Origin of the sequence: Faecalicatena orotica (assembly GCF_003149245.1) — a bacterium.
Lineage (GTDB): Bacteria > Bacillota > Clostridia > Lachnospirales > Lachnospiraceae > Faecalicatena_A > Faecalicatena_A orotica.
On the sequence record NZ_QGDL01000007.1, the window covers coordinates 35,028 to 61,208 of the forward strand.

Annotated in this window: 23 protein-coding genes and 1 pseudogene; 23 read left to right on the top strand and 1 reads right to left on the bottom strand. The window is 40.8% G+C overall.

Annotated elements, in window-relative coordinates; genetic code table 11:
• Positions 1-12 precede the first annotated feature (12 nt).
• From A8806_RS11955 to A8806_RS11980, 6 genes are all read left to right on the top strand, one after another.
• Positions 13-837 (top strand): SDR family NAD(P)-dependent oxidoreductase, encoded by an 825-nt coding sequence (locus tag A8806_RS11955; RefSeq protein WP_109731436.1) that lies wholly within the window; start codon positions 13-15, stop codon positions 835-837.
• A 98-nt stretch (positions 838-935) separates the two neighbouring features.
• Complete coding sequence (locus A8806_RS11960; RefSeq protein WP_181368685.1) at positions 936-2,453, top strand: apiosidase-like domain-containing protein; 1,518 nt, start codon at positions 936-938, stop codon at positions 2,451-2,453.
• Positions 2,454-2,507: 54 nt separating this feature from the next.
• Complete coding sequence (locus tag A8806_RS11965) at positions 2,508-4,745, top strand: glycoside hydrolase family 2 protein (RefSeq protein WP_109731438.1); 2,238 nt, start codon at positions 2,508-2,510, stop codon at positions 4,743-4,745.
• Between the two features lie 21 nt (positions 4,746-4,766).
• Positions 4,767-6,572, top strand: a complete 1,806-nt coding sequence (locus A8806_RS11970; protein ID WP_109731439.1) for a family 43 glycosylhydrolase — start codon at positions 4,767-4,769, stop codon at positions 6,570-6,572.
• Positions 6,573-7,042: 470 nt separating this feature from the next.
• Complete coding sequence (locus A8806_RS11975; protein WP_109731440.1) at positions 7,043-8,245, top strand: RtcB family protein; 1,203 nt, start codon at positions 7,043-7,045, stop codon at positions 8,243-8,245.
• Positions 8,246-8,295: 50 nt separating this feature from the next.
• Positions 8,296-8,574 (top strand): helix-turn-helix domain-containing protein, encoded by a 279-nt coding sequence (locus tag A8806_RS11980; protein WP_109731441.1) that lies wholly within the window; start codon positions 8,296-8,298, stop codon positions 8,572-8,574.
• Between the two features lie 85 nt (positions 8,575-8,659).
• Here A8806_RS11980 and A8806_RS11985 read toward each other — a convergent pair.
• Positions 8,660-9,517: pseudogene (locus A8806_RS11985) on the bottom strand (ATP-binding protein); the annotation flags it as partial.
• A gap of 236 nt (positions 9,518-9,753) precedes the next feature.
• Between A8806_RS11985 and A8806_RS25995 the strand changes: the two are divergent.
• The 17 genes from A8806_RS25995 to A8806_RS12065 all read left to right on the top strand — a co-directional run bounded on the left by A8806_RS25995 (position 9,754) and on the right by A8806_RS12065 (position 26,057).
• Complete coding sequence (locus A8806_RS25995; protein ID WP_181368686.1) at positions 9,754-9,918, top strand: hypothetical protein; 165 nt, start codon at positions 9,754-9,756, stop codon at positions 9,916-9,918.
• A gap of 153 nt (positions 9,919-10,071) precedes the next feature.
• On the top strand, positions 10,072-11,100 hold the full coding sequence (locus A8806_RS11990) for a LacI family DNA-binding transcriptional regulator (RefSeq protein WP_109731442.1): 1,029 nt from the start codon (positions 10,072-10,074) through the stop codon (positions 11,098-11,100).
• 302 nt (positions 11,101-11,402) lie between these two features.
• Positions 11,403-11,873 (top strand): cupin domain-containing protein, encoded by a 471-nt coding sequence (locus A8806_RS11995; protein ID WP_109731443.1) that lies wholly within the window; start codon positions 11,403-11,405, stop codon positions 11,871-11,873.
• A gap of 5 nt (positions 11,874-11,878) precedes the next feature.
• The gene (locus tag A8806_RS12000) at positions 11,879-12,289 is read left to right on the top strand and encodes a cupin domain-containing protein (RefSeq protein ID WP_109731444.1); all 411 of its coding nucleotides are present in this window, start codon (positions 11,879-11,881) and stop codon (positions 12,287-12,289) included.
• 181 nt (positions 12,290-12,470) lie between these two features.
• The gene (locus tag A8806_RS12005; protein WP_109731445.1) at positions 12,471-13,667 is read left to right on the top strand and encodes a cupin domain-containing protein; all 1,197 of its coding nucleotides are present in this window, start codon (positions 12,471-12,473) and stop codon (positions 13,665-13,667) included.
• 18 nt (positions 13,668-13,685) lie between these two features.
• On the top strand, positions 13,686-14,858 hold the full coding sequence (locus A8806_RS12010; RefSeq protein ID WP_109731446.1) for an iron-containing alcohol dehydrogenase: 1,173 nt from the start codon (positions 13,686-13,688) through the stop codon (positions 14,856-14,858).
• Positions 14,859-14,873: 15 nt separating this feature from the next.
• A complete protein-coding gene (locus A8806_RS12015) occupies positions 14,874-15,707 on the top strand; it encodes an alpha/beta hydrolase (protein ID WP_109731447.1) in 834 nt (277 codons plus the stop codon).
• A complete protein-coding gene (locus tag A8806_RS12020) occupies positions 15,704-17,140 on the top strand; it encodes a 6-phospho-beta-glucosidase (RefSeq protein ID WP_109731448.1) in 1,437 nt (478 codons plus the stop codon). Before A8806_RS12015 ends, A8806_RS12020 begins: the two co-directional genes overlap by 4 nt.
• Before the next feature lie 11 nt (positions 17,141-17,151).
• Entirely contained in the window at positions 17,152-18,114 is a 963-nt protein-coding gene (locus A8806_RS12025) for an aldo/keto reductase (RefSeq protein ID WP_109731449.1), read from the top strand.
• Between the two features lie 202 nt (positions 18,115-18,316).
• Entirely contained in the window at positions 18,317-20,182 is a 1,866-nt protein-coding gene (locus tag A8806_RS12030) for a BglG family transcription antiterminator (protein WP_109731450.1), read from the top strand.
• A gap of 26 nt (positions 20,183-20,208) precedes the next feature.
• On the top strand, positions 20,209-21,453 hold the full coding sequence (locus A8806_RS12035; RefSeq protein WP_109731451.1) for a PTS sugar transporter subunit IIC: 1,245 nt from the start codon (positions 20,209-20,211) through the stop codon (positions 21,451-21,453).
• 14 nt (positions 21,454-21,467) lie between these two features.
• Positions 21,468-21,779, top strand: a complete 312-nt coding sequence (locus A8806_RS12040) for a PTS sugar transporter subunit IIB (protein WP_109731452.1) — start codon at positions 21,468-21,470, stop codon at positions 21,777-21,779.
• A gap of 4 nt (positions 21,780-21,783) precedes the next feature.
• Entirely contained in the window at positions 21,784-22,128 is a 345-nt protein-coding gene (locus A8806_RS12045) for a PTS sugar transporter subunit IIA (RefSeq protein ID WP_109731453.1), read from the top strand.
• 34 nt (positions 22,129-22,162) lie between these two features.
• On the top strand, positions 22,163-23,152 hold the full coding sequence (locus A8806_RS12050; RefSeq protein WP_109731454.1) for a Gfo/Idh/MocA family protein: 990 nt from the start codon (positions 22,163-22,165) through the stop codon (positions 23,150-23,152).
• 47 nt (positions 23,153-23,199) lie between these two features.
• The gene (locus A8806_RS12055; protein WP_109731455.1) at positions 23,200-24,222 is read left to right on the top strand and encodes an NAD-dependent epimerase/dehydratase family protein; all 1,023 of its coding nucleotides are present in this window, start codon (positions 23,200-23,202) and stop codon (positions 24,220-24,222) included.
• Positions 24,223-24,379: 157 nt separating this feature from the next.
• The gene (locus A8806_RS12060; protein WP_181368687.1) at positions 24,380-25,204 is read left to right on the top strand and encodes a beta-propeller fold lactonase family protein; all 825 of its coding nucleotides are present in this window, start codon (positions 24,380-24,382) and stop codon (positions 25,202-25,204) included.
• A gap of 4 nt (positions 25,205-25,208) precedes the next feature.
• A complete protein-coding gene (locus A8806_RS12065) occupies positions 25,209-26,057 on the top strand; it encodes an aldo/keto reductase (RefSeq protein ID WP_109731660.1) in 849 nt (282 codons plus the stop codon).
• Positions 26,058-26,181 lie beyond the last annotated feature (124 nt).

Below are 26,181 nucleotides of genomic sequence, written 5' to 3' on the forward strand. Positions count from 1 at the left end.
GGAGGTATAGAGATGATTGAGAGCAAGAGTAAAGCTTCATTTGACACAGTAGATGGAAAAGTAGCTATTGTAACTGGCGCCAGCCGTGGAATTGGAAGAGCCATTGCGTTCATGTATGGGGCAAATGGTATCAAGGTGGTTTGTGCAGCACGCAGTAAGGAACAGGGACAGGCAGTTGCAGACGAAATTTGTGCAGAAGGCGGGGAGGCTATATTCATCCAGACCGACTGCAGCAGTGCAGTACAGATAAAAAAACTGATTGATGAGACTGTGGAACATTATGGAAGATTAGATGGAATTGTAAATAATGCAGGAATCGGGCAGGGTGGAACACCGTTGCATGAATATGGAATAGAAGAGTATGAGCAAATATTTGGCTTGAATAGTGAGGGAGTATTTGCCGGAATGAAATATGGTGCGGAAGCAATTCTGCGATCACACAGCGAGGGTGGATTTCTGATTAATGTAGCTTCTATTGCCGGTATTATGCCGCAGCGGGGACAGTCACTTTACACAGCTACAAAGTTCGGCGTAATAGGAATGACTAAGGCAGCAGCATTAGATTATGCACCGCATAATATTACCGTAAATGCAATTTGTCCCGGGTATACGAAAACAAGCATTTTTGGCGATGCACCGGAGCAGGCAATGGCATTTTTCAGCCAGGACTGTCCGGCAGGCCGAATGGGGGAGCCACAGGAGTGTGCATACCTTGCGTTATTCCTTGCCAGCGGGATGGCACGTTATATTACCGGGGCAGCAATTCCGGTGGATGGGGCCCTTTCAGCGGGAAGTAAAAATGTAATACAGTGGAAACACCCGGAAATATTAGAATAATTATGTGCCAATGGCAGGATCTGTCTGTACACTGGTGAATACGCATTGTGTATAAGAAAAAGATTTGGCTGACTAAGAAAAGGATGGAGACAATACATATGAAGTGTTATGAAATGTTCGAATTGACTTTTAGTGGGCCCGAACCGGAAGGATCTTGGGCAGAGACAGATATTACCGGTATATTTCGGTGCGGAGATGATGAAAAAACGGTAAAAGGGTTTTATGACGGCGACGGAATTTATAAAGTGCGTTTCCTGCCGCAGCGGATAGGAACTTATAGATGGAAAGTAGAGGGGGCTGTACAGGCAGAGGGTACAGAGGAATGTACGGCATCGGACATAAGCCACGGCATGATACGGGCAGTGGGGACGCATTTTGAGTATGAAGACGGAACGAAATACCTTCCTTTCGGGACTACTGTCTATGCACTGGCACACCAGACGGAAGACATGATTGAACAGACGCTGGAGTCACTGGCGGAGTCACCCTTTAACAAAGTACGGCACTGTATTTTCCCAAAACATTATGACTACAATCACAATGACCCTGAATTCTATCCATTTGAGAAAGACACTGAAGGGAAGTGGGATGTCCACCATCCCTGCCTTGCCTATTGGAGACGTTTTGAGAAAATTATTTTGAAAATGGGAGAGATGGGGATCGAAACAGACCTGATTCTTTTTCACCCATATGACCGTTGGGGCTTTGCTTTTCTAAATATGGAAGAGTGTATGGTATATCTTGACTATGTCATGCGAAGGCTTGCGGCCTACCCGTATATATGGTGGAGTATAGCAAATGAGTATGATATTATGTTCCACCGTACAATAGAAGATTGGTATCGAATTGAAGGCTTCATCACCGAAGGGGACCCCTACCGGCATTTGTTAAGCAGCCATAACTGTTTGAAGCTTTATAATTTTTCCAGACCGTCGGTGACGCACTGCTGTGTACAGACAATTGCGATGTACAAAGCTGATGAATGGCAGAAGCGGTTCCAAAAACCTGTAGTCTACGATGAGTGCTGTTACGAGGGGAATTTACAGCATGAATGGGGCAATATTTCCGGGTTTGAGATGGTGAACCGCTTCTGGTGTGCCTGTGTGAAAGGGGCATATGCGACCCACGGCGAGACATTTTTAGACGATCAGGATGTCTTATGGTGGGCGAAAGGCGGAAAGCTCAAAGGAAAAAGTCCAAAGAGGATTGCTTTCTTAAAAGATCTGATGTACAGTCTTCCTTCTTATATGACTCCTTGGGAAGAACCATTCTGGGAGGATTTTGAGAAGGTGAAGGAAGCGAAGATGGGGGACGTGGAGGAACATCCGTATTTCAAGCTGATGGATTCTATGGACGAAGAAAACAGAGAAATACTTCAAATAAAAGATGCAAAATATACAGGGTGCTGTGGAGAAGAAGTATTCCTTAAGTATTATGCGAGACAATGCGCAAGGGTATCCTCCATTCACTTGCCGAAGGATAAGAAGTACCGAATCGAAGTAATTGATGTCTGGAATATGACGAGGGAGACACTGTTAGAAGAGGCAGGCGGGACCGTTGAGTTCCAGATGCCCGGAAAAGAGGGGATTGCGGTCTTAGCGGTCCGTACAGATTAGATTCACTATTTAATGATGGGATTTTTAACTGATAAAGGAGAGATAAAAAATAAAATGAGAAAGATAATCGAATTGAAAGAAGCCTGGAATTTTGTGAAAACAGCCGGAACACCGGAAGAAGCTGTAAATGCGCAGGGAATGGAAGTCACCCTCCCGCATACATGGAACGCTGTGGACGGGCAGGACGGCGGTAATGATTATTACAGAGGGACCTGCTGGTACACAAGGAAAATTGAGAAACCTGTGTTGGAAGAAAACGATCATGTGTACCTTGAATTCCTTGGCGCCGCAATGACTGCCGATGTGTTCTGGAACGGTGAGAAATTAGCGCATCATGAAGGCGGATATTCTACATTCCGTGTAGACGTCACCGGACATTTACAGGAAGTAAATGACCTGGCAGTTGCGTTGGATAATGATGATAATGATCATGTATATCCGCAGAAAGCAGATTTTACATTTTATGGCGGGCTTTACCGAATGGTGAATCTGATTGTGGTTCCGAAGGCACACTTTGATCTGGACTATGCAGGCGGGAATGGAATCGCGGTTACTCCGGAAGTACATTGCGATGAGAACAGGGTACCGACCGGAAAAGCGACTGTCACAGTTGAAGCATGGGTAAAAGGAAGCGACGGCCCGGTTGCCATTACGATTACCGGGGAGGATTCTCGGCAGCAGACTGCAGAAGTGATTGATGGGAAGGCAACGGCAGTGTTTACATTGGAGAATGTCCATCTATGGGATGGTGTAAAGGATCCGTATTTATACACTGCAAAGGCAGAACTGGAAAGCGGAGATGCCGTGGAGACACGGTTTGGGTGCAGAAGCTTTTATGCGGACCCGCAAAAGGGATTTGTGCTTAATGGAAAGGTATATCCGCTCCGCGGTGTGAGCCGTCATCAGGACCGGGCAGGTGCCGGAAATGCACTGACTCTGGACATGCATAGGAAGGATATGGAAATAATCAAAGAAATTGGGGCGAATACCCTGCGCCTTGCGCATTATCAGCATGCACAGGAATTCTATGACCTCTGTGATGAATACGGGATGGTCGTATGGGCTGAGATTCCCTTTATCACACTTTTCTTAAAGAACGGGCGGGGGAATACCTTAAGCCAGATGAGGGAACTGGTGGTTCAGAATTACAATCATCCATCCATTGTATGCTGGGGACTTTCGAATGAGATTACGGCGGCGAGTCCGGTGAATGAGACGCTGCTTGAGAACCACAGGGCCCTGAATGATCTGTGCCACGAATTAGACAAGACACGTTTTACCACGATGGCCAACGTATTCATGCAGGAAACGGACAGTCCGCTTCTTGAGATTCCGGATGTGAACAGCTATAATCTTTATTTTGGCTGGTATCTGGGTGAATTGGAGCAGAACGATGAATTTTTCGATGAATATCATAAGAAGTATCCGGACCGCTGTATTGGATTTTCGGAATATGGTGCTGATGCGAACCCACAGTATCACAGTACTGCACCAACTCATGGCGATTATTCTGAGACATATCAGACAATTTACCATGAACACATTCTGAAGATGATTGAAGAACGCCCATATCTCTGGGCGACCCATGTGTGGAATATGTTCGATTTCGCGGCAGACGGACGGGATGAAGGCGGCAAACATGGCGTGAACCAGAAAGGTCTTGTGTCGATGGACCGGAAACTGAAAAAGGATGCTTTTTATCTGTACAAGGCTTACTGGAATAAAGAGGATGCTTTCGTCCATATCTGCGGACGACGCTATATAGACCGGACGGAAGAAAATACAGAGGTAAAAGTATATTCCAATCAGGACGAGGTATCTTTGTATGTGGACGGTATCCTGTTTGATACAAAGAAGGGCAGCCGGATCTTCTGCTTCACAGTTCCAATCTCTGCGGATCATGAGATTACAGCAAAATCAGGAAACTGTTCGGATACCATTCACATCCGTAAAGCAGAGCAGGCTAATCCGGATTATGTGATGGGGGAGATAAAAGATGTAATCAATTGGTTTGACGATGAGGAATACAAACCAGATTTCTATTCCATTAAGGATACTATGGCAGAACTACAGGCAAGTCCAAAAGCCGGGGTGATTTTAGGTCAGCTGATGCAGCAGGGAGCCGGGGCAAGAGGAGATGTGGCAGAGAGTGTAAAGGATAACCCAAATCTGGTCCGCATGATGGGCAGAATGACTCTGGAGAGTATGCTGGGACACATGAAAGACAGCATAACAGAGGAGCAGGTAAAAGGACTGAACCGTATGCTCCAGCAGATTAAAAGGGGAGAATAAAATTAGAAAGGAAGCTTCAATATGAATTATTATTGCAATCCCATTAATATGAATTACCGTTACCAGTTTAATGATGACCCGCGCAGAGAAGGGATACAGGTCGCAAGGGAGGCTGCGGATCCCTCTATGATATGCTTTCAGGGCAGTTATTATATCTTTGCATCCATGCAATTAAGCGTGTGGGTATCCAAGGACCTTGTCCACTGGGAGAGCCACAGGCTGCCGGAAGAACTGCCTTTGTATGATTATGCGCCGGATGCCAGGGTAGTGGGGGAGTATGTATATTTTTGTGCTTCCAGACGTGGAGAAGTGTGTGATTATTACCGGACAAAGGATATACTAAAGGGGCCCTATGAAAAAATAGAGGGTACATTTGATTTCTGGGACCCTAACCTGTTTTGTGACGATGATGGGAGACTATATTTTTACTGGGGCTGTTCCAATGTAACGCCTCTGTGGGGTGTGGAACTGGATCCGGTTACCATGCATCCGCTTGGTGAACGGAAGACATTAATTACCGGAGATGCATGGAGTAAAGGGTATGAGCGCGCAGGGGAAAACCACAGTAAGCCGCCGAAAAGTGACGAAGAGACAGAGGCTGCTTTTCAGCAGTTTTTAAAGGCACAGGGGACCTCGGCAGCCGACACCTCTGATGAATACATACCTTTAATCAAAGGGATGCTCAGTGATAAGCCGTATATTGAAGGGGCATGGATGGACAAGTATCAGGGAAAATATTACCTTCAGTATGCGTGTCCGGGAACCCAGTACAATATTTATGCGGATGGGGTGTATGTGGGTAACAGTCCGCTGGGTCCATTTGAACTGGCGGAAAATAATCCATACTCTTATAAACCGGGCGGATTCATCAGAGGGGCCGGACATGGATCAACAATGAAGGATATACAGGGGAACCTGTGGCATGCTTCTACCATGCAGATTAGCATCAATCACGATTTTGAACGTCGTGTCGGACTCTGGAGGGCCGGGTTTGACGAAGACGGGGCACTTTTCTGCAACCAGCGTTATGGAGACTGGCCGGCAGCGGTGGGAGAAGGGAAGGCAGACCCGTGGGAGGAACCGAAGTGGTACTTGCTGAGTTATAAGAAAAAGGCAGAGGCATCCTCATATGAAGAAGGCAGGGAACCCATGTATGCTGCGGATGAAAACGTACAGACATGGTGGCGCGCTGAAACAGCAGATCCCGGGGAGTGGCTGCAGCTGGACTTAGGAGAGGAATACGATGTTCATGCGGTTCAGATTAATTTTGCAGATGACAAAATTGATATACCGGTACCGGGAAAAATCCGGGGGACAACGCAGGCGCGCTATATTGATGAAGCCGATTATGTTACCCGCTGGAAATTGGAAGGGTCACTGGATGGAGAAACATATTTTGTTGTTGAAGATAAGTCCCAGGCCGGAACAGACCTGCCACATGATCTGGTTATCAGAGAAGACGGAATTTGTGTACGTTTCCTGAGACTTACAATATATGAAATTCCCTATGCACAAAAATCCTGCATTTCAGGTCTGCGTGTCTTTGGAACAGGAAATGGGGAGAAGCCGGCTGTACCGGAATTTCTGGCTGAGCGGATCAGTGATATGGATATGAAGGTGGCGATACAGGGTGAAAACGCGGTTGGCTATAATATTCTCTGGGGAAGCAGCCCGGAAAAACTATATCATAGCTTTATGGTTTTTGGTACAGAACAAATTGTGGGTGCACTGGTAGCGGGTAGAGAGTACTATGTCCGTGTAGACGCATTTAATGAAAATGGGATTACTGAAGGGAAGGCAGTACAATTAAGGGGCGGTAAACAATGAAGTGACTTTTGTGAAAACCTTAATTCAAATAGGAGATAAAATTTATACTAACAGTATAATGACAAATCGGTTTTCATGTGTTATATTGATGTAGAACAAGGAAAAGCGGACAGGGAAAGTCCGGAGAAAGGAAGCAAATATAATGACAGCAATGATAAATGTAAATCTGTTTAATAGTGAACGCTGCTATGGTCTTGATAAAGAACATAGTTTCCTTTTTGTGTGTTCCGATAAGTTAAGCAGATTGAAGCGTCAGGGCTGAAATCAGGTGTAATAGATATGTTTATTGACCGCTTATCTTATGGATAGGCGGTTTTTTAATTTCATAGGAAAGTACGTCCTATGAAATTAAAAGCCCTCCGGGGGATGCGCACTGCGGCGTATAAGGCAGATGTCGCGATGCGACCGCCGCAGGCGCGAGTTTCGCAAGCGAAACTCTATTTTATGTAGAGAAGGAGGAGGGCGCAGCGATGTTAGAGATAAAAGGTGCAAAGACAACTGCTGTTTGTTACGCAAATATTATTGAGGAAGAAGCAATCGAACAGATCCGCAGAATGTGTGATCAGGATTTTACGGAAGGCTGCCGTGTCAGGATTATGCCGGATGTCCATGCAGGAAAAGGCTGTACGATTGGAACGACTATGACTGTAAATGGGAAAGCAGTGCCCAATGTTGTAGGTGTAGATATTGGATGTGGAATGTATACGGTGAATCTTGGAAAACAGGAGATCAATCTGGGAAAATTTGATGAAGCATGTCATTTTATTCCATCTGGGAAAAATGCCTGGGAAGGAAGGCAGGAGAGGTTTGATTTGACGGAACTTCGATGTTACCGTTCTTTACAAAAAACAAAATGGATCGGGAGAAGCCTTGGGACATTAGGAGGCGGGAACCACTTTATTGAGATTGACCGGGCAGCAGATGGGACGAATTATCTTGTGATCCATACAGGAAGCCGGAACCTTGGGAAACAAGTGGCTGAGATTTATCAGCAGCTTGCCATCGAATTACATCAGGGGAAAGAGGAATATTTTAAAAAGAAAGATGCGCTGATTGCAGAATACAAAGCAGCAGGGCGAAGAAAAGAAATCCAGCAGGCATTGAAAGAGCTCCATTGGAAGAATAAACCATTGTTTATTCCAGAAGACCTCTGCTATGTGTATGGAAGTTACTTAGAGGATTATCTGCATGATGTAGATATTTGCCAGAAATTTGCCCTCAGAAATAGAGAATTATTGTCAGAGATATTACTTGATCGATGCGGATTGGAAGGAAAAGACGTATTCCATACGATTCATAACTATATTGATGTGGATGAAATGATTTTGCGAAAAGGAGCAATCGCGGCACATAAAGGGGAAAAGGTGCTGATTCCGATTAATATGCGGGATGGAAGTATTCTGGCAGCAGGAAAGGGAAATCCGGAATGGAACTTTTCGGCTCCTCATGGTGCAGGGCGTCTGATGTCTAGAACAAAGGCAAAAGCAACACTGAGTCTGGAAGCATATAAAGATGCTATGATAGGAATTTATACGACTTCCGTCAATGAAGCAACATTAGATGAGGCTCCATTTGCGTATAAGTCTTTAGAAGACATTATTGATGTGATTCGGGATTCTGTAGATATTATTGATATTATGAAACCAATTTATAATTTTAAGGCGTCAGACTGATTTTTTTCTGTGTCAGTCTGACGACCGGCACAGAAAGGAGAGAAGAGGCCATGTCAGGTTTTCCAATGATTGATATGGTGAGGACAGGGGAGAATATTTTAAAATTGAGACAGCAGAAAAAGCTGTCAGTAAAGGAGCTACAGCTTATTTTCGGTTTTGAGACACCACAGGCAATTTATAAGTGGCAGCATGGAACTGCATTGCCTACGGTGGATAATCTGGTGATTTTATCGATTATTTTTGAGGTGAAAATGGAGGATATTCTTGTTTTGTCTGAGAAAAAAGAGATGAAAATGTGTGAGAGATATCTGAGGTATGTTTTCTCCTAAATAAAAGAGGGAGAGACTCGAAGGTTCTCCCTCTGGGTACAGGCTTCGCAAGTTTTCGTAAAACGATTACTTAATGAATTTATTATCAATTGTATCTCTGTTGTAACGCCAGCCCAATTAACCGGTCTGCCTGACCTGCCATAAACAGAGGAATGTTCAGCATAACACCATCCAGTTTCAGGTTATCCAGAGAGAACCGGACACGGAGCTTTACTTGATCCGGGAACAGTTCCTTGAACTTCTTAAGACTTTTGCTAGTGATATTGGTTTCGGATTTGACCTCTACAGGGAAAATATCGTTTTCCCGCTGAATCAGGAAATCAACCTCATAAGGAGGATTTGTCTGTGTCCAATACCGGGGTACGACTTCAAATTGTGTGACCAGGGTCTGAAGCACATAGTTCTCGGTCAGTGCCCCCTTAAACTCTGTAAACAGGCGGCTGCCTTCACCGAAGGCAGTAGGAGCCAGATGTGCCAGACGCCGGAGCAGCCCCACATCCACAAGGTAAATCTTAAAAGCTGAAAGGTCGTCATAGGCAGCAACAGGAAGGCCGGGAGCAGAACTTCGGTAGATTTTATGCATCAGGCGGGCATCTACCAGCCGCTGCAGGGTTTCCTGCATGGCAGGGACATCCCGTGCCTTTGTCCACATTAAAACAGATTTCGGCATACCTCCGGTTACATAGTACATTTTGAGCTTTTTATAAAGAGTATTGAAGAATGCATCAGGGATTGGTTCAATGGTATCCAAGCTTTCTAAAAATGCCGCCAGATTATCATCACCATTAGCTAACAGGAACTCCTCAAAGGTCATAGGGGCAATCTGCATAAAGTTGACCTTTCCCACAAGGAAAGAGGTAGGATTTGCCAAAGCAATGCCCAACAAAGAACCCGCGCAGGCGATGTGATACTGCGGTGCGTTCTCACAGAAGTACTTCATGGTAATGCGCCCTTTTTGACCCGTCAGGATGGATATACCGTAACTCCATTGCAACAGGTTCAAAAGGGCAATAAAGCCAGCAATATAGAACACGGTACCATCACTTATTCAGGCAATAATCAAAGGTATCTCAAAAAAACCGAGATTAGAAAAAGCACCGGCAAATGTTCCGATACTGTCTTTTTTTGAAGACAAATCTGGATATCAAATGTCATATTTTTCAGTGGAGAGAAAATGGGATGGAAGAGAATGATATCGGGGTTGTGGCATTAGAAGGACGGGCAGAAGAACTCTTTGACGTAAGAAATCCGGTTTTAGTGGTCTTCGGTTTGAAGTGCTTTTTGAGGAAGAAATCGTATTGGTGCTGCCGCTGCAACACCTATTGGCAGGCAAGAAGATCATAACGGGATTGAAAGAAGAGAATGTATTGACGGGATACGGGAATATTTTTCCTCTGTGTAAGTATGATAAAGAAATAATATAATATTATAAATTTCTTGACTGATTTATAAAATAAATTTATAATTATATACATAATATTGCCGGAGGTATATGAAATGGCCGTTAGAGCGAAAGACATTGCAGAGGAGCTGGGGGTATCTACAGCGACAATCTCTCTTGTGTTAAATGGAAAACCTGGAATTAGTGAAAAAACAAGAAAGAAAGTATTACAGGGAATCAATGCTCTCGGCTACGGTTATTTGGTACAAGAACAACAGGCAGGCTCAGAAGAGAATAAAACCATAGGTTTTGTAATCTACAAAAATAGTGGTGATCTTCTGGGAATGAATTCCTTTTTTCCATTGATTTTGGATGGGATTGAGTTTACTGCCAGACAGTATGGCTATAATCTCTCGGTCATAAATATAGACCGGAAAGAGATTGATACGCAGATACAATATATTAAAGATGCCAATTGCAGAGGATATGTTATATTTGCGACAGAAATGCAGGAAGAAGAGGTTTCCTTTTTTGAGCGCCTGCAGATCCCATTTGTATTGTTTGACAACTATTTTATTGATAAGCAGATTAATTCAGTAAAAGCCAATAATGAACAGGGAACGTATCTTGCTGTGAAACATCTTTATGAGATGGGACATAGAAAAATTGGGTACTTAGGGAGCGGACTGGATATAAGGAGTTTTATAGAACGACGAAAGTATGCTTTTTCTGCAATGGAAAGTTTTGGCCTTTCGGGGATGGAGCGCTATAGCTTTGATATAGGGTATCCCCATGAGAGGGCGGAATCCGGGATGGCATCTGTTTTGGAGAAAATCCCGAGGGAAGAGCTGCCTACGGCGTTTATGTCAGATAATGACCTTGTTGCCATTGGGGCAATGCAGGCGGTTAAAAAGCATGGATATAAGATACCGGATGATATTTCTTTTATAGGTTATGATGACAGACCTGTCTGTACCTTGTCAGATCCTAAGTTAAGCACGATTTGTCTGCCTAAAGAGCGTTTTGGGGCAGAAGCCGTGGAGCAGCTGATTTATGTAATTCAAAAGGGCAGGGAATCCTGTATAAAAATAGAAATTAATGGGAATCTGATTGAAAGAGATTCAGTAAGAAATATGAATAAATAAAGTGTTTAAGTAAAGAACTGGCAAATCATGATCTGCCGGTTCTTTTTTTAATGCACAAGTTTATAAATTTGGTGGTTTGATTTTACGTATTACTCATTTTTAAATAAATGATCTATAATAATAGACAAAAAAATGGACTTAGAAATGTTGAAAAGTAATAAAAATATTAGTGTAAACAAATAAATATTGACAGAATGGTATAAAAAATGTAATGTATAATTTATAAATATTATTAAGAAATTTATAAATTATACTGATTAAGAATGTCTTAATCTGGTAAGTAAAATGAAAAGGAGAAAAAAATGGCAAATGCACCGGATTGGGTATGTAAATACCCTTTCAAAAAAGAGGAAAAAAGACCATGTGTTATGAAACAGAGTGAGCTGATGCAGTTTCTTTATACAGAAGAAGCACCAGAAACAAGTGATTTAAACTGGCTCATTGTGAGTACGGATTCAGTTACGGTAGGAGAATATCAGCTGGCGCCGGGATCACACTTTGCACCTGCCGATATTCATCCGGGAGATGAAATCTATTATGTACTTAAAGGACAGGTTACTATGTTCCAGCCGGAAAGCGGACAAGTTGTTGAGGTGAATCAGGGAGAAGGAATTTTGATGCCTAAAGGCTGCCCTCACATTGGATATAATTTTGGTGAAAAAGAGGCCTTTATGTTATATGTAATTGCACCAAAAGCGTGGGATGACTCAAATGGGATTCCACTAGAATATACAGGCGCTATGAAATTATATAAACATGAAGAAAGAGGGTAATTGATGTGAAAGATGTAAAAGATCAGATCGGATTCTATCCGGTAGAAGGAACAAAAGGCAGGGAGGCAAAACTGTTCTATAAACTGAACGATGAAAACGGATTAAAGATGATTAGTGGAAAAAGAACGCCTGCACTTCTCTCCATATGGTGCAGCAATGATCTGGTACAGTTTGGTACGATTAAAATTCTTTCAGGCGGAGCCGGACCCTGGCAGACGGAATACGACCGGCATAAAGGGGATGCAGTTTTTTATATAGCAGAGGGTACGCTCACCTTTTTCCTGAAAGAAAGGAAAGAGACATATGTTGTGCAGCAGGGTGATTTTATGTTCATTCCGGAAGGTGAAGACTATAAGATTATTAACTATTATGCCGGTACGGCAAAAGCAGTATTCGCAATAGCACCACAATTTTAATAGATTAGTAGATGGTATGGAAGGACTGGTTTGTATAACCGGTCCTTTTTGTTGGAAAGATTCTGGAACATAATTTACCATAGCCAATATGGTAAAAGTCGAAATGGAACATGAAAAAAACAAAAGTTATAATGCATATATACTAATAGGAAATTAGTAAAAAATAAAAAGGGGGTCGTATATGCGAAAGATTATCCATAATACTTTTGAGAGCGGAAACGGTATTTTCCGCATGATACCAAATTTTATTCCGATAAAGTTTGGTATGCCGGGGCGCAGGCTTAAGATTCACCCAAATGATTATTATGCTTTTGGGTTAAAAGCAGGAACAATTATGGAACGCTGGCTTTGCTCGGTTAATGGTACACGGGTGAAAAATCCTGATAATCCGAGTCAGGGAATAAGCTATGTTTTAGCTGAGGATGGAGAAAAATTTACTTTAAAAGAAGCGATTGTGGAGCTGGGGGAAGAATTAATTGGTGAGGAATTACAAAAAAAATATGGAACATTTCCGGTATTTTCTAAGTTTTTTGATTATGAAACCCCATTATATTTTCATTTCCATCCCAAAACGGAGATTGCAGCAAGGGTTGGATGTGAAGCAAAACCAGAGTGCTATTATTTTCCACCGCAGCTTAATAATTATAAAGGAAAAAGGGCTTCTACATATTTCGGATTTAATCTGGGAGTAACAAAGGAAGATGTGAGACGCTGTATTGAGAATTTTAGTGATTGTGATACAAAGATAACAAATTTATCGAGAGCGTATGATATCGAAGCCGGCGCAGGGTGGTATGTTCCGGCCGGAGTACTCCATGCTCCGGGCTCTCTTTTAACATACGAGCCACAGTGGGGGACAGATTTGAATTGTGTATTAGAAAATGTCGTAAGCGGTGAAATATTTGATGAAAAATATTTGTACGATATTTGTCCTCCGGAAGAAGAAAATAAAGTGGATTATATCATGAATGCAATAGACTGGGATAAAAATCATGATGAAAATTTCAAAGAGCATTATTTCAGGCCGCCAGTGGAATTACCGAAGACACAGGCCAGATTGACAGAAAAGTGGATTTGTTATGGCAATGATTATATAACGGCTAAAGAAGTAACAGTGATGCCTGACGCAAAAGTTGTATTAAAAGATGCAGCAGCTTACGGCTGTATCCTGATTCAGGGATTTGGCACATTTGGTTCATTTGATGCTGAGTCAGTGAACATGATGCGTGTAGGTGAACAGACAGCGGATGAGTATTTTGTGTGTAAAAAGCGTGCAGAAAAGGGTGTAGAAATTCATAATCGTTCCAAAACAGAGCCAATGGTAATACTGCAGCACTTTGGACCGGACAATATTGTTTATCCAGACAAAAAACGATGAATTGAAAGGGGGACAGGTATGTTAGATTTTGAATATTACAATCCTACAAGGATTATTTTTGGCAGAGAGAGTATAGCGAAAATCCATAGTCTGTTAGAAAATTATGGAGAGAATATCATGTTGTTATATGGAGGCGGAAGTATCAAAAAAAATGGAATCTTTGACAAGGTAATGGAGCAGCTCAGAGATAAAAATGTAATTGAAATGGGTGGGATCGAACCTAATCCAACGATTGAGACTATACGCAGATATATACAAAAATGCCGCGAAGAGAAAGTAGAGTTCATTCTTGGTGTCGGCGGTGGAAGTGTTATGGACAGTGCTAAGATGATCGGGGCAGGGGCTGTCTATGATGGGGATGTCTGGGACTTTTTCAAGAATCATGATCAGCTCCCTGAGGCAATGCTCCCGGTAGCAACAGTGGTTACACTGGCTGGAACCGGAAGTGAAGCGAATCAGAACTTTGTAGTTACAAATCCTGATACCTGTGAAAAGATTGGTAAAAACGGTGGTCCTGCATGTTTTCCGGAGTTTGCAGTTTGTGATCCTCAATTAACATTTACGGTGAATGCTTACCAGACAGCAAGCGGCGCGTTTGACACGATCGCACATGTTTTTGAACATTATTTTGCTGAGGCTGATCAGTATATGCCTGTTCAGGATGGAATGCAGGAGGCTGTTATCCGTGCTGTTATTACGGAACTGCCGCGGGCAATTAAGGAACCGGATAATTATGAGGCAAGGGCGAATCTGATGTGGGCTGCCCAGCAGGCATTGTTTGGAATTGCAGATATGGGAAAGGGTCATGGTGAACGTGTTGAGCATAAGATGGAACATATTTTAAGTGCCAGATATAATTGTGCCCACGGGGCAGGACTTGCAGTAGTGGTACCTCCGTTCAGAAAGCATATGTGCAGGCTTAATCCTGCAAAGTACAGGCAGTTTGCAGAAAATGTATTCCACATTGACTGTACTGGATTAAGTGATTACGAAGCCGGAATGAAAGGGATCACGGCTCTGGAAGACTTCATAAAGAGTGTAGGTCTTCCTGCAAGTCTGCGTGAAATCGGGGCCGAGAGTGAATCTGACGTCGATTTTCTTGCGGAAGAATTAGTAAGGCAGGGGCGTGTAACAAAAGGAACGGGAATCGGTCTGAAGGAACTAAAAGAGATGTATGCTTCGGTCTATTAAAGCAAGGAGGACAAAATGGAGTTAAAGATATATGAAGTAGTCAATCAGCAATACAATATTGGGGGTGATGGAACAGCAGAATTTGATATTCCGTATGCTGCGCACTCTGGAAAAAATAAACTGGATTTATACATTCCGACTATAAAAAGGGAAAGGTACCCGTTAGTGGTGTTTATTCATGGCGGTGCATTCTTTAAGAGCAGCAAAGAGCGTCATCTTTCAAATGTTTTAAACTGTCTTCTGTATGGATATGCAGTAGCCAGTATTAACTATCGTTTCAATGATGAAGCAGCATATCCGGAAATTCGTATGGATTGCATAGAAGCATTTAACTTTCTGGCGGCACGTCCGGAAATTGATGACAAAAAAATTGTTTTATGGGGGGAGAGTCATGGTGCGTACCTTGCTGATGATATTACGGTGAGCTGTTCCCATATGTTACAGTTTAAACCTGCAGGGATCGTCAGCTTTTATGCACCGATTGATTTGAAAGATTTTTACCTGTATAAGGAAGAACATCATGAACATGTAATGGTAGACGGGTATGAAAATGACAGTGTTACTTTCCGGGCGGAGGGAGACAGTCTGCTCAAGGAAATGGAGAAATATGCTGTTTTAAAAAATATCAGTGGACAGGAACCTCCGTTTTATCTTCTGCATGGAAAACAGGATGATACCATCCCATACAGATATACAAAAGAGTTCGACAGGGCTTTGGCTGAAAAAAAGGTAGAACATGTTACGGACATAGTAGAAGATGGAATTCATGGAATTGATTTCTACGCATCTCCTAAGTATAATGCCCCCGTATTAAGGTTTATAGAAAGCGTTATAGAGGGCGGCAGATGACAAGGCTTAATAAAGATTTTTTGTGGGGAGGGGCGCTGGCGGCACACCAGTTTGAAGGCGGTGTAATAAATACTTCGAAAGGGTATAGCGTTGCCGATGTAATGACCGCCGGAAGTGCCGGGAGACCCAGAAGAATTACGGATGGGGTGATTGAGGGGGAGTATTATCCAAACCATATGGGAATTGATTTTTACTCACATTACAAAGAAGATATTGCATTGCTTGCCGAATTGGGTTTCCGATGCTTTCGAACATCCATAGCATGGAGCAGAATTTTTCCAAAAGGTATTGAAAAGTATCCAAATGAAGAGGGGCTTCAGTTTTATGATGATGTATTTGATGAACTGCTAAAATATAATATCGAACCGGTAATCACGTTATCTCATTTTGAAATGCCATATTGCCTTGCAAAAGAATACGGTGGTTTTTTGAATCGAAAGACAATTGATTGTTTTATAAAATTTGCAAGGACATGCTTTGAACGTTATAAAGGTAAAGTGAAATACTGGATGACCTTTAACGAGATAAATAACCAGATGAATTACAGGAACGATATATTCGGATGGACTAATTCGGGGGTACATTTTGAGGAATATGAAAATCCGGAAAAGGCCATGTATCAATGCGCACATTATGAACTTGTGGCAAGTGCGCTGGCAGTGAAAACAGGCCATGAGATTAACCCTGAGTTTCAAATAGGCAATATGATTGCTATGGTGCCGGTTTACCCATATTCCTGCAGACCGGCGGATATGGTATTACAGGTTCAGGCAATGCATGATAAATGGTTTTTCTGTGATGTTCAGTGCCGTGGGCACTATCCCAATTATGCAAAGAAGATGTTTGAAAGAAAGGGCTATGAACTTGATATAACGCAGGAAGATCTTGAGATTCTTAAAGAAGGGTGTGTCGATTACATAGGATTATCCTATTATATGAGCAATACGGTAGATTCTACTGCATGCAGAGATATTTCTAAAGCAGTAGACTCAACGAATTCTCATTCTGTTAAAAACCCTTTTATCCATTTTTCAGACTGGGGATGGGGGATTGACCCGGAAGGACTGAGATATGCATTAAATATGATGTACGAGAGGTATGAAAAACCTTTATTTATAGTAGAGAATGGTTTTGGCGCTGCTGACTATATGAAGCCGGATGGTACGGTGGAAGACCAATACCGCATTGAGTATTTACGGGCACATATTAAAGAGATGAAAAAAGCTGTTCTTGAAGACGGGGTTGCATTATTGGGATATACAGTATGGGGCTGTATTGATTGTGTATCTTTCACAACAGGTGAAATGGAGAAGCGGTATGGATTAATATATGTGGATCGCGATAATGAAGGAAGAGGGACATATAAACGAAGCAAAAAGCAAAGCTTTGAATGGTTTAAAAAAGTGATTGCTTCGGACGGCGAAATTATTTAGGAGGATAAAAAATGAAGTATGTAACAGTAAAAGGCTCTGACCGGCAGTTTTCCCAGATTAGTTTAGGTACAATGAGAATAGTCCGTAAAGAGATAGATGAAAATGGTAACAAAGTTTATGTTGGCAAAAACGTGGAAGAAGTTGAAAACTTGATTAAGTGTGCACTTGATCTAGGAATTAATTTGATTGATACGGCAGATATTTATGGACATGGTTTGGCGGAGGAACTGATAGGAGAGGTCATTAAAAAGAATCCTGCAATCAGAGAGAAGATGATACTTCAGACTAAATGTGCCGTAGTATCTACGGATGAAGAAAAGAATTATAATGTATCGAAAGAATATATTCTGGCTAGTGTCAATGCTTCTTTAAAACGTCTGAATACAGATTATCTTGATGTCCTTTTACTTCACAAACCAGATCCACTTTATGATCCGGCGGAGATTGGTAAGGCATTTGAACAGCTTTATGGGGAGGGAAAAGTTCATAATTTTGGGGTTTCGAATTTTACATCTTTACAGGCAGCTGTAATTCAGAAGCACTGTAAGAGGCCAATTGCATTTAACCAACTGCAGTTTTCTATTGTACATTCATTGATGATAGATTCTGAAGTTAATGTTAATACAAGATCTGAATATGCAGTGAATTATGATATGGGACTTTTGGATTATTGCCGTTTAAATGATATCAGAATTGAGGCATACAGTGTTGTACAGGGAGATAAGGGGATATTTATTGATAATCCGGGTTATGAGAAACTGAATCAGGTAATGGATGATCTTTGTATAAAGTACCATACTAATAAAAATGCCCTTGCAGTTGCATGGCTTCTTAAACATCCGGCAGGGATTATTCCGACGATTGGCACAACGAATCCGGAACATTTAAAAGATTCTCTTGACGCACTTAATTTTACATTAACCAGGCAGGATTGGTTTGATTTATATCTTGCTTCTGGTAAACCGTTACCATAAAACAAAATAACTATTGTACTTACAGGATAATTAATCAGCAGCGATGTTTCTTACCGCATTTATAACGGTAAAAAACGAAATTGAAACAAAAGGAGGAAACGAATATAATATAAGTAACACAAAGGATATTACGATCGTACTTTTTAGTGGAAGAAGTTTATTAGTACTAATAACATAGGATTAAAGATGGGGAGGCTTACAAATGGCATCCAAAAAGGAACTTAGGGTTTTAAATAAAATGCTGAAAAAGCCTTGTATAACAAGCAGGGAAGTAGAGGGGATTTTGGGTGTCAGTAATAAAACGGCCCGAAAAATGATAGCACTGCTCAATGATGAGATTGTGCTGAATGGGGCTGAGATTACAGCAAAACCAGGAAAGGGATATTCTTTAATTGTGCATAAAAATGCTGCGTTTGAAAAATTTCTGGAGGTTAATCAGATCATAGATGCAGCAAACACAGAGAATAGGTCTGAATTTTTAATCCGATTATTTATTGATACAGAAGAGTACCTCAAGGTAGAAGAACTGGCTGATATGTTATATATATCGCAGAAAGGAGTCAGTAAATCTTTAAAAGAGGCGGAACATTATTTACATGAATTTGATCTTAACATAATAAGAAAACCGCACTATGGCATGCGGGTTGATGGAAAGGAGTATGATATCCGAAGGTGCCTTTCTTCAATGGCGGGTGAGAATGATTTTACTGCTATAGACAAGAATATTATAGAGGCGGTAGATAAAGTATTCAAAAAGAACGAGGTAAAAATGTCAGAAATGGCTTTAACTTCATTCTTAATCAGTCTTCAAATTACTGTGGACAGAGTGAAAAAGGGAAAATTAGTAGAAATGGATCCGGCCAGATTCGAAATCAGTATGCACTCGCAATTGAGGCACGATATTCAAACGGCAAAAGAGTGTGTGAAAGCTTTGGAAGAAGAATACCAGCTTCTATTTCCAGAGGATGAGATAAATTACATAGCGTTAAATATAATGGATAAAAAATACTACGAAAATAATGGAAGTCTGGTAATTAATGAGGAAATTAATTTATTAGTAACGGAGATTTTAGACAGTATCTATAAAACATATGGGCTGGATTTTCGTAAAGATCTGGATTTCTATATGATGCTGGTAAAACACCTTATCCCCTTAAGGCTGCGGTTATTATATGGAACCATGATTAAGAATCCGATTTTAGAGGAGGTAAAAGAAAAATATCCGTTTGCATGGAGCATTGCTTCGGGCTTGAACCATATTATTAAAAAACATTATGACAGGATGATGTCTGATGATGAACTCGGTTACATTGCGATTGCAGTGCAGCTGGCCATAGATAAACATAAAAAGCAAGTAGACAATAGAAAAAATATTCTTCTGGTTTGTGCAGCAGGGAATGTCTTCTCACGGTTTTTAAAATACCGTTTTCAGGAACTTTTTAAAGACTGTATTGAACAGGCATATACATGTGATTATTCTGACCTGCGGGACTATGATTTCAGTAAAATTGACTATGTGTTTTCAACTGTACCATTAGATATAAGTCTTCCCGTACCAATTTATAAGGTAGAGTATTTCCCGGATGAATCAGAAATGGGGGACATACGCACCGTACTTCAAAAGCCTGCAAGTATTATAGAAAAATATTTTTCAGAGAAGTTGTTTCTTACAGAAGTAGAGGCTGAAAACAAATCGGAAGTGATTAGGCAAATATGTAACCATATTGCAAAAGCAGTAGACGTACCAGAGGATTTTTATGATTTGGTAATGAAACGGGAGAGCCTGCTTCAAACTGCAATGGGGGGACAGGTGGCTGTACCTCACCCACATCATACAGTTACAGACCAAACATTAATCTGTGTTGCTATTTTAAAGAATCCTATTTATTGGAATAAAACAGATAAAGTTAAAGTTGTTTTCCTGATTTCGATTTCACAGAATGATATGGATGATATGGAGAACTTTTATAGTGATTTCTTTAAGCTGGCATTAACAAAGGAAAATATTGATAGTATCGTAAAAAGCCAAACGTATGAAAACCTGATGAGTATTGTAAGATCAATTTGAACCGGCAAGGTTCGGAGGAGAAGAGAATGAAAAAAATAGATAAGATATTCGAAAAGCTAGACCCCATATTGGGGAAGATCGGCAATGAAATCCATCTTCTGGCAATCAGAGATGCATTGATGTCCATGATCCCATTTCTGGCAATTGCCGGAATATCAACTTTCTTTGGTGCAATTTTGTTTACTGAGACAAGTATAATCGGAAAATTTATGGATCCGGAAACACTGACAAACATCGGAACATTTTTTACCCGCATCAGTACCGGCACCATTAGTCTGATGTCATTAATGCTGGTAATCATGATCCCGTATTTTATGGGAAAACAGAGGGGGTATTACAATCCATTGATTCTGTCAATTACAAGTCTGTCGCTGTTCTTTGTTTTCGTACCATTAGCAGGCGGATATGATTATTTTGGCACGCAGGGAGCATTACTTGCAATGATCATCGGGTTAACATCTTCAGAGTTGTTTATAAAGCTGTCAAAAAATAAGAAGTTAAGAATTAATGTAGGCGATAACGTTCCAGAAGCAGTTAAAAACTCATTCAATACAGTTATTATCATCATCATTCTAATTTGTTTATACTCATTGATTGCTACTGTATTATCAGTTGCAACAGGAATGGAAGCAATTGCATTGATTTGTGATATCTTACAGAAGCCTCTTGTCAGTGTTGGAGCAACACTTCCCGGTGCGATTATTTACACATTGGTACAGACAATCCTGTTCTCATTCGGGATTCATCCCGGTGCCGTCGTGGCTCCTATTGAGACCGCATTTGTTACGGCAATGGATCAGGGAAGGATAATCAATTATTCATTTGTAACAACATTTGGACAAATGGGAGGTACGGGCGCCTGCCTCGGATTATTAATTGTTTTGATGTTCCTTTCTAAGAGAAAAGAGTTAAAGGTAGTGGGCAGACTTTCTGCAATAGCGGATATATTTAATATTAATGAACCATTATCATTTGGTATTCCGATTGTATTTAACCCAACTTTAATTATTCCATTTATTGTTTGCCCGTTATTTAATATCATTCTGGCATATGCGGCAACAGCAGCAGGCTTTATGTCAGTGTTTACAAATGTGATAACATGGTCTACACCGGCATTCTTCAAAGGATATATTGCAAGTAACGGTGACATTCGGGCCGTAATTATGGAACTTATCTGTCTGGTATGTGATATTTTAATCTGGCTGCTCTTTGTGAGAATGTACGAAAGACAGCTTAATAAAGCAGACGTTGCATCAAATTCTGCTGACTAAAGGAGGAAAACGTTATGGTACGTATCATTGTTTGTTGTTCACAGGGGATGTCTTCAAGTGCTTTGATGCAAAAAATGAGAAGCTACATAACCAATGCAGGGGTTGATGCGGAGGTAAAGGCTGCTACAACCTCCCAGATTATGTCCGCAGAAATGGATTTTGATATTGTGATGCTGGGACCTCAGATTAGATTCGAAAAGAAAAAACTTCAGGCGGCTTTTCCGGATAAAGTTATTGAGGTTATTCCGATGCAGTCTTATGGCCGTCTGGACGGTGAAGGGGTTGTAAAATTTGGTTTACGTCTCCTGGAAGAAAAGAAAGGTTAATAGTATGGAAAAGCAGAATAGTTTAGAAACAGGACTAGAAACATTTGAAGATAATGTTATGGCATTGATCACAAATGGAGGAAGTGCAAAATCTGAATATGTGAAGGCAATTCAGTATTCCCGGGAAGGAAAGTTTGAAAAAGCCAATGAGATTTATGAAAATGCTACAAAGATGTATGATCAGGCACACAGTGTCCATTTTTCAATGATAGGTATGGAAAATATGGTACCCCGGAATCAAATGGAGAGTCTGCTTCTGATTCATGCAGAAGATCAGTTAAATAGCGCCGAAACATTTAAAATACTATATGAGGAATTTAAAGAGTTATATAAGATGATCAGAAACTAAATATATTATACATCAGGTTTTAGGAGGAAAAAAATTGAAAATTGGAATTGCAGGTTCTGGAATGATAGTTCGCTATGTTCTGGAAAACGTATGGAACGAGGTCGGGAACATAGAAGCGAAAGCCATTTGGTGTCGTGATGCAGAGCGTGATGTGGCAGAAAACATTGCAGGAGATTATAGCATTAAAGATATTTATGAAGACTATGATGAGTTCTTAAAAGATAACAGTTTTGATTTTGTATATATTGGGCTTGTCAATTCATTGCATTACGAGTATTCGCTGAAGGCAATCAAGGCGGGCAAAAGTGTTATTTGTGAAAAACCATTTACGTCAACGGCAAAGCAGGCGAAAGAACTTCTGGATGCAGCCAGAGAAAATCATGTATATGTGTTTGAATCAATTCTGCCCTGGTATTCGGATAACTATGATGAAATTAAGAACAGATTACCGGAGGTTGGGGACATTAAGCTGATCCAGTGTAATTTCTCACAGTATTCCCGCAGATATGCTGGTTATCTAAATGGAACAGTACTGCCGGTATTTAATCCACTTTTGGATGGTGGCGCTTTATATGATATTGGTGTGTATAGCATTCATTGGGTTATGGGACTTGCCGGTGTACCGGAAAAGACAGCTTACTTCCCGAATATAGGATATAACGGCATTGATACATCTGGAATATTGGTTATGGATTACGGCAGCTTTAAAGCTGTATGTACTTCGGCTAAAGACTCGGCGTCCCCGGGATGCTGCATGGTACAGGGAGATAAGGGCTGTATTGTGATGCATTCCCATCCGGGAGAATGTCACAAGATTGAACTTACATTAAACGGGGCAGACCCAGTATGTCTGGACAAAGCGCCTCTGGGTGAACCCTTTGTGAATGTATATGAGAGAATCCTGCCAATTGTAGAGAAAGATGAATATGATGTATGTTATGCAATGATGGATAAAGTCATTGAAGTCATGCAGGTGATGGAAGATGCCAGAAAAGGGGCCGGAATTAAATTTTCCTGTGATTAATTTAGTCATAATGTGAAAAATAAAATTAATAGAAAGAGGTAATTGAAATGAAAAAAGTACTTATTGTTGGCGGAACAGGAACTATATCGGAACCGGTTGCCAAAATGCTGGCAAAAGATAAAGAAGTAGAATTGTACCTTCTTACAAGAACAGGGGCATCGAATGGACTGCCCAATACCGTAAAATACATCAAAGCTGACATAAAAGCAAATCCGGATGATGTAAAGGAACAAATAAAGGACATGTCTTTTGATTCAGTAATAGACTTTATTATTATGAATTTAGAAGATGCCCGAAACAGCACAGATATTTTTAAAAATCATACAAGGCAGTTTATTTTAATCAGTACTGTAGATGCACTGGATCATCGTTTTAACTGTCTGGTAGACGAGTCTATGCCATATGGAAACCAGTACTATGATTACGGCCAGAACAAAGAAGCTGTAGAAAAATATTTTTTGGATGAGTGTAAAAGAGGTTTCCCTGTTACAATTGTAAGGCCTACTCAAACATATTCCAAAAACAGAATTCCTCTCAGCATTAAGGGAAAGTCATGCTGGAGTGTGGTTGAGCGTATGCTGCAGGGAAAAGAGGTCATTATTCACGGAGATGGACAGGGGCTGTGGGCGAGTACTCATGCAGAAGACTTTGCACCTTTGTTTTGTCCTTTGGTAGGCCGGAAAGAAGCAATTGGAGAGATATTTCAGGTGATGAATCCAGAGCCCATGACCTGGGACATGATTTATCAGAATCTGGCTGACTTACTTGGTGTCGAATATAAACCAGTATATATTAGCACATATCTTTTGGATGAATCTAAAGTATATGGCTGGAAAGGCTCTATTCATGGGGACAAGCATTTTTCATGTTTGTTTGACATTTCAAAAGCAAAGCAATTTTGTCCGGAATATTCTCCAAAGATAGACATTCGCACAGGTCTTAAAATGTTTCTGGATTATATGGATGAAAATCCACAGCTTAAAGTTACAGATCCGCAATTTGATGAATGGTGTGACAAAACAATTGCCCGTTATAAAGAATGCATGGGTGAATTCATAAAAGATATATAATGAGAGGAATATAATGGAAAGGGAGCAGATGGCGCTTTATCTGACTGCATATGGAAATGCGGAACAAAAAGATAAAGGTATTGTGAGATTAGTATTTAACAGAGTGAATGGAAGCATCCGGAAAGAAAGCACTTACCCCTTAAATGGAAAAGCAAATATGGTAATTGATTTACCAGATCAATTGATTGTTTCAGTAAAGGGACCGGAGAAAACAACATTGGATTTCTATGGAAAAAACGGCATAAAAATGCGGGAAGTCGCGACAGATTTATTTTATAGCTTTGCCTCTCCGGCAGAAGGAGGATTCCTGCTTGCCAGTTATGAAAGCGGAGCAGATAGTTTTTATGATTTAACAGCAGATCAAATCCGAAAAACAGTTGTACATAAAAGGGAGGGATATGAGAAGGCGGGAAAATCACACTTCATTCACCACATGGAAGATGGAAGATGCATATCTGTAGAAAATAGTTTACAGCAGATTTATGTATATAAAGATGAAGGTCTGGAAATAGAAGATGTAATTAATTTTCCCCAATATGCAGAGAAGAATATTCGTCTGCTGGCTTTTTCACAGCACCATCAGAAAGCATATCTTAACACAGAACTTACAAATGAAATTATTGTTTTAGACACAAAAGAGTTTGCAATAATAAAAGAAATCAAAATGACGGATGAAAAGGAAGTTTTCAGTGGCGGTCATGCGATTCGGGAAGATGAGAAACTTTTATGTACGGCATTGAGAGGAAAAAATGTAATTGTTGTTTCAGAGATATGTGACGATGGCATACCAGATATTAAGTATGAATTTTCTTGTGGTAAAACGCCAAGAGATTTAAAATTTATTGGAGACTATTTACTTGTAAGCTGTACAGACAGTAATTGTGTGGAAGTATATCAGGTAACCGGGGAAAAAGCGTATAAGATAGATGAAGCAGAAGTATTTCAGCCAATTACATTTGCGATCGATGGGGAAAGGAAATAAAAAAATGAATAAGGCAACAGATACATTTACTCTGAAAAATGGAGTAGAGATACCCTGCATTGGGTTTGGGACATGGCAGACTCCAGATAATGAGGCCGCGTACACAGCAATTGAAACAGCAATTGCAGCAGGCTACCGTCATATTGATACTGCGAAGATTTATAAGAACGAAGAAAGTGTCGGTAATGCTATAAAGAAATCCATAGTTCCCCGTGAAGAATTATTTATTACAGGAAAAGTGTGGAATACGGACCGCGGATATGAAACAACCCTCATGGCATGTAAAGAATCATTAAAGAAAATGCAGTTGGAGTATTTTGATTTGTATCTCATACACTGGCCAGCTTCTTTTAATAATTATGAGAATTGGGAACAGATTAATGTGGATACATGGAAAGCAATGACAGACCTGTATAAAGCCGGAATGGTAAAGTCAATAGGCGTATCTAATTTTATGCCGCATCATTTAAGGGCATTAATGGACATGGAAATTGTGCCGATGGTAAACCAGATTGAGTTCCATCCGGGACAAATGGAACAAGAGACTGTTCATTTCTGCAGAAAATACAACATCGTTGTGGAGGCATATAGTCCGCTTGGAACAGGCTGGATGCTTGATAATGCAGTTTTAAAGTCGATTGGTAAAAAATACAATAAAACGGCTGCACAAATTTGTCTGAGATGGGCTGTACAAAACAAGGTAATTCCTTTGCCCAAATCAATAACACCTGACAGAATTAAGGAAAATATTCAAATATTTGATTTCGAATTGAGTGCGGACGATATGGATGTAATCAACTCAATGGAATACTTTGCGGGATCAGGACATCATCCAGATTCCATGAAGGAATAGGGCGCTGGAAAAGTGTATAAAAAATTTATGATGTATGCGATGGGCTGGAATATAAATTAGAAGCCATAGTAAAAACAAGAATATCTTATGAAAGCTTAGATGCCCAAAGGCACAAGACTTCATA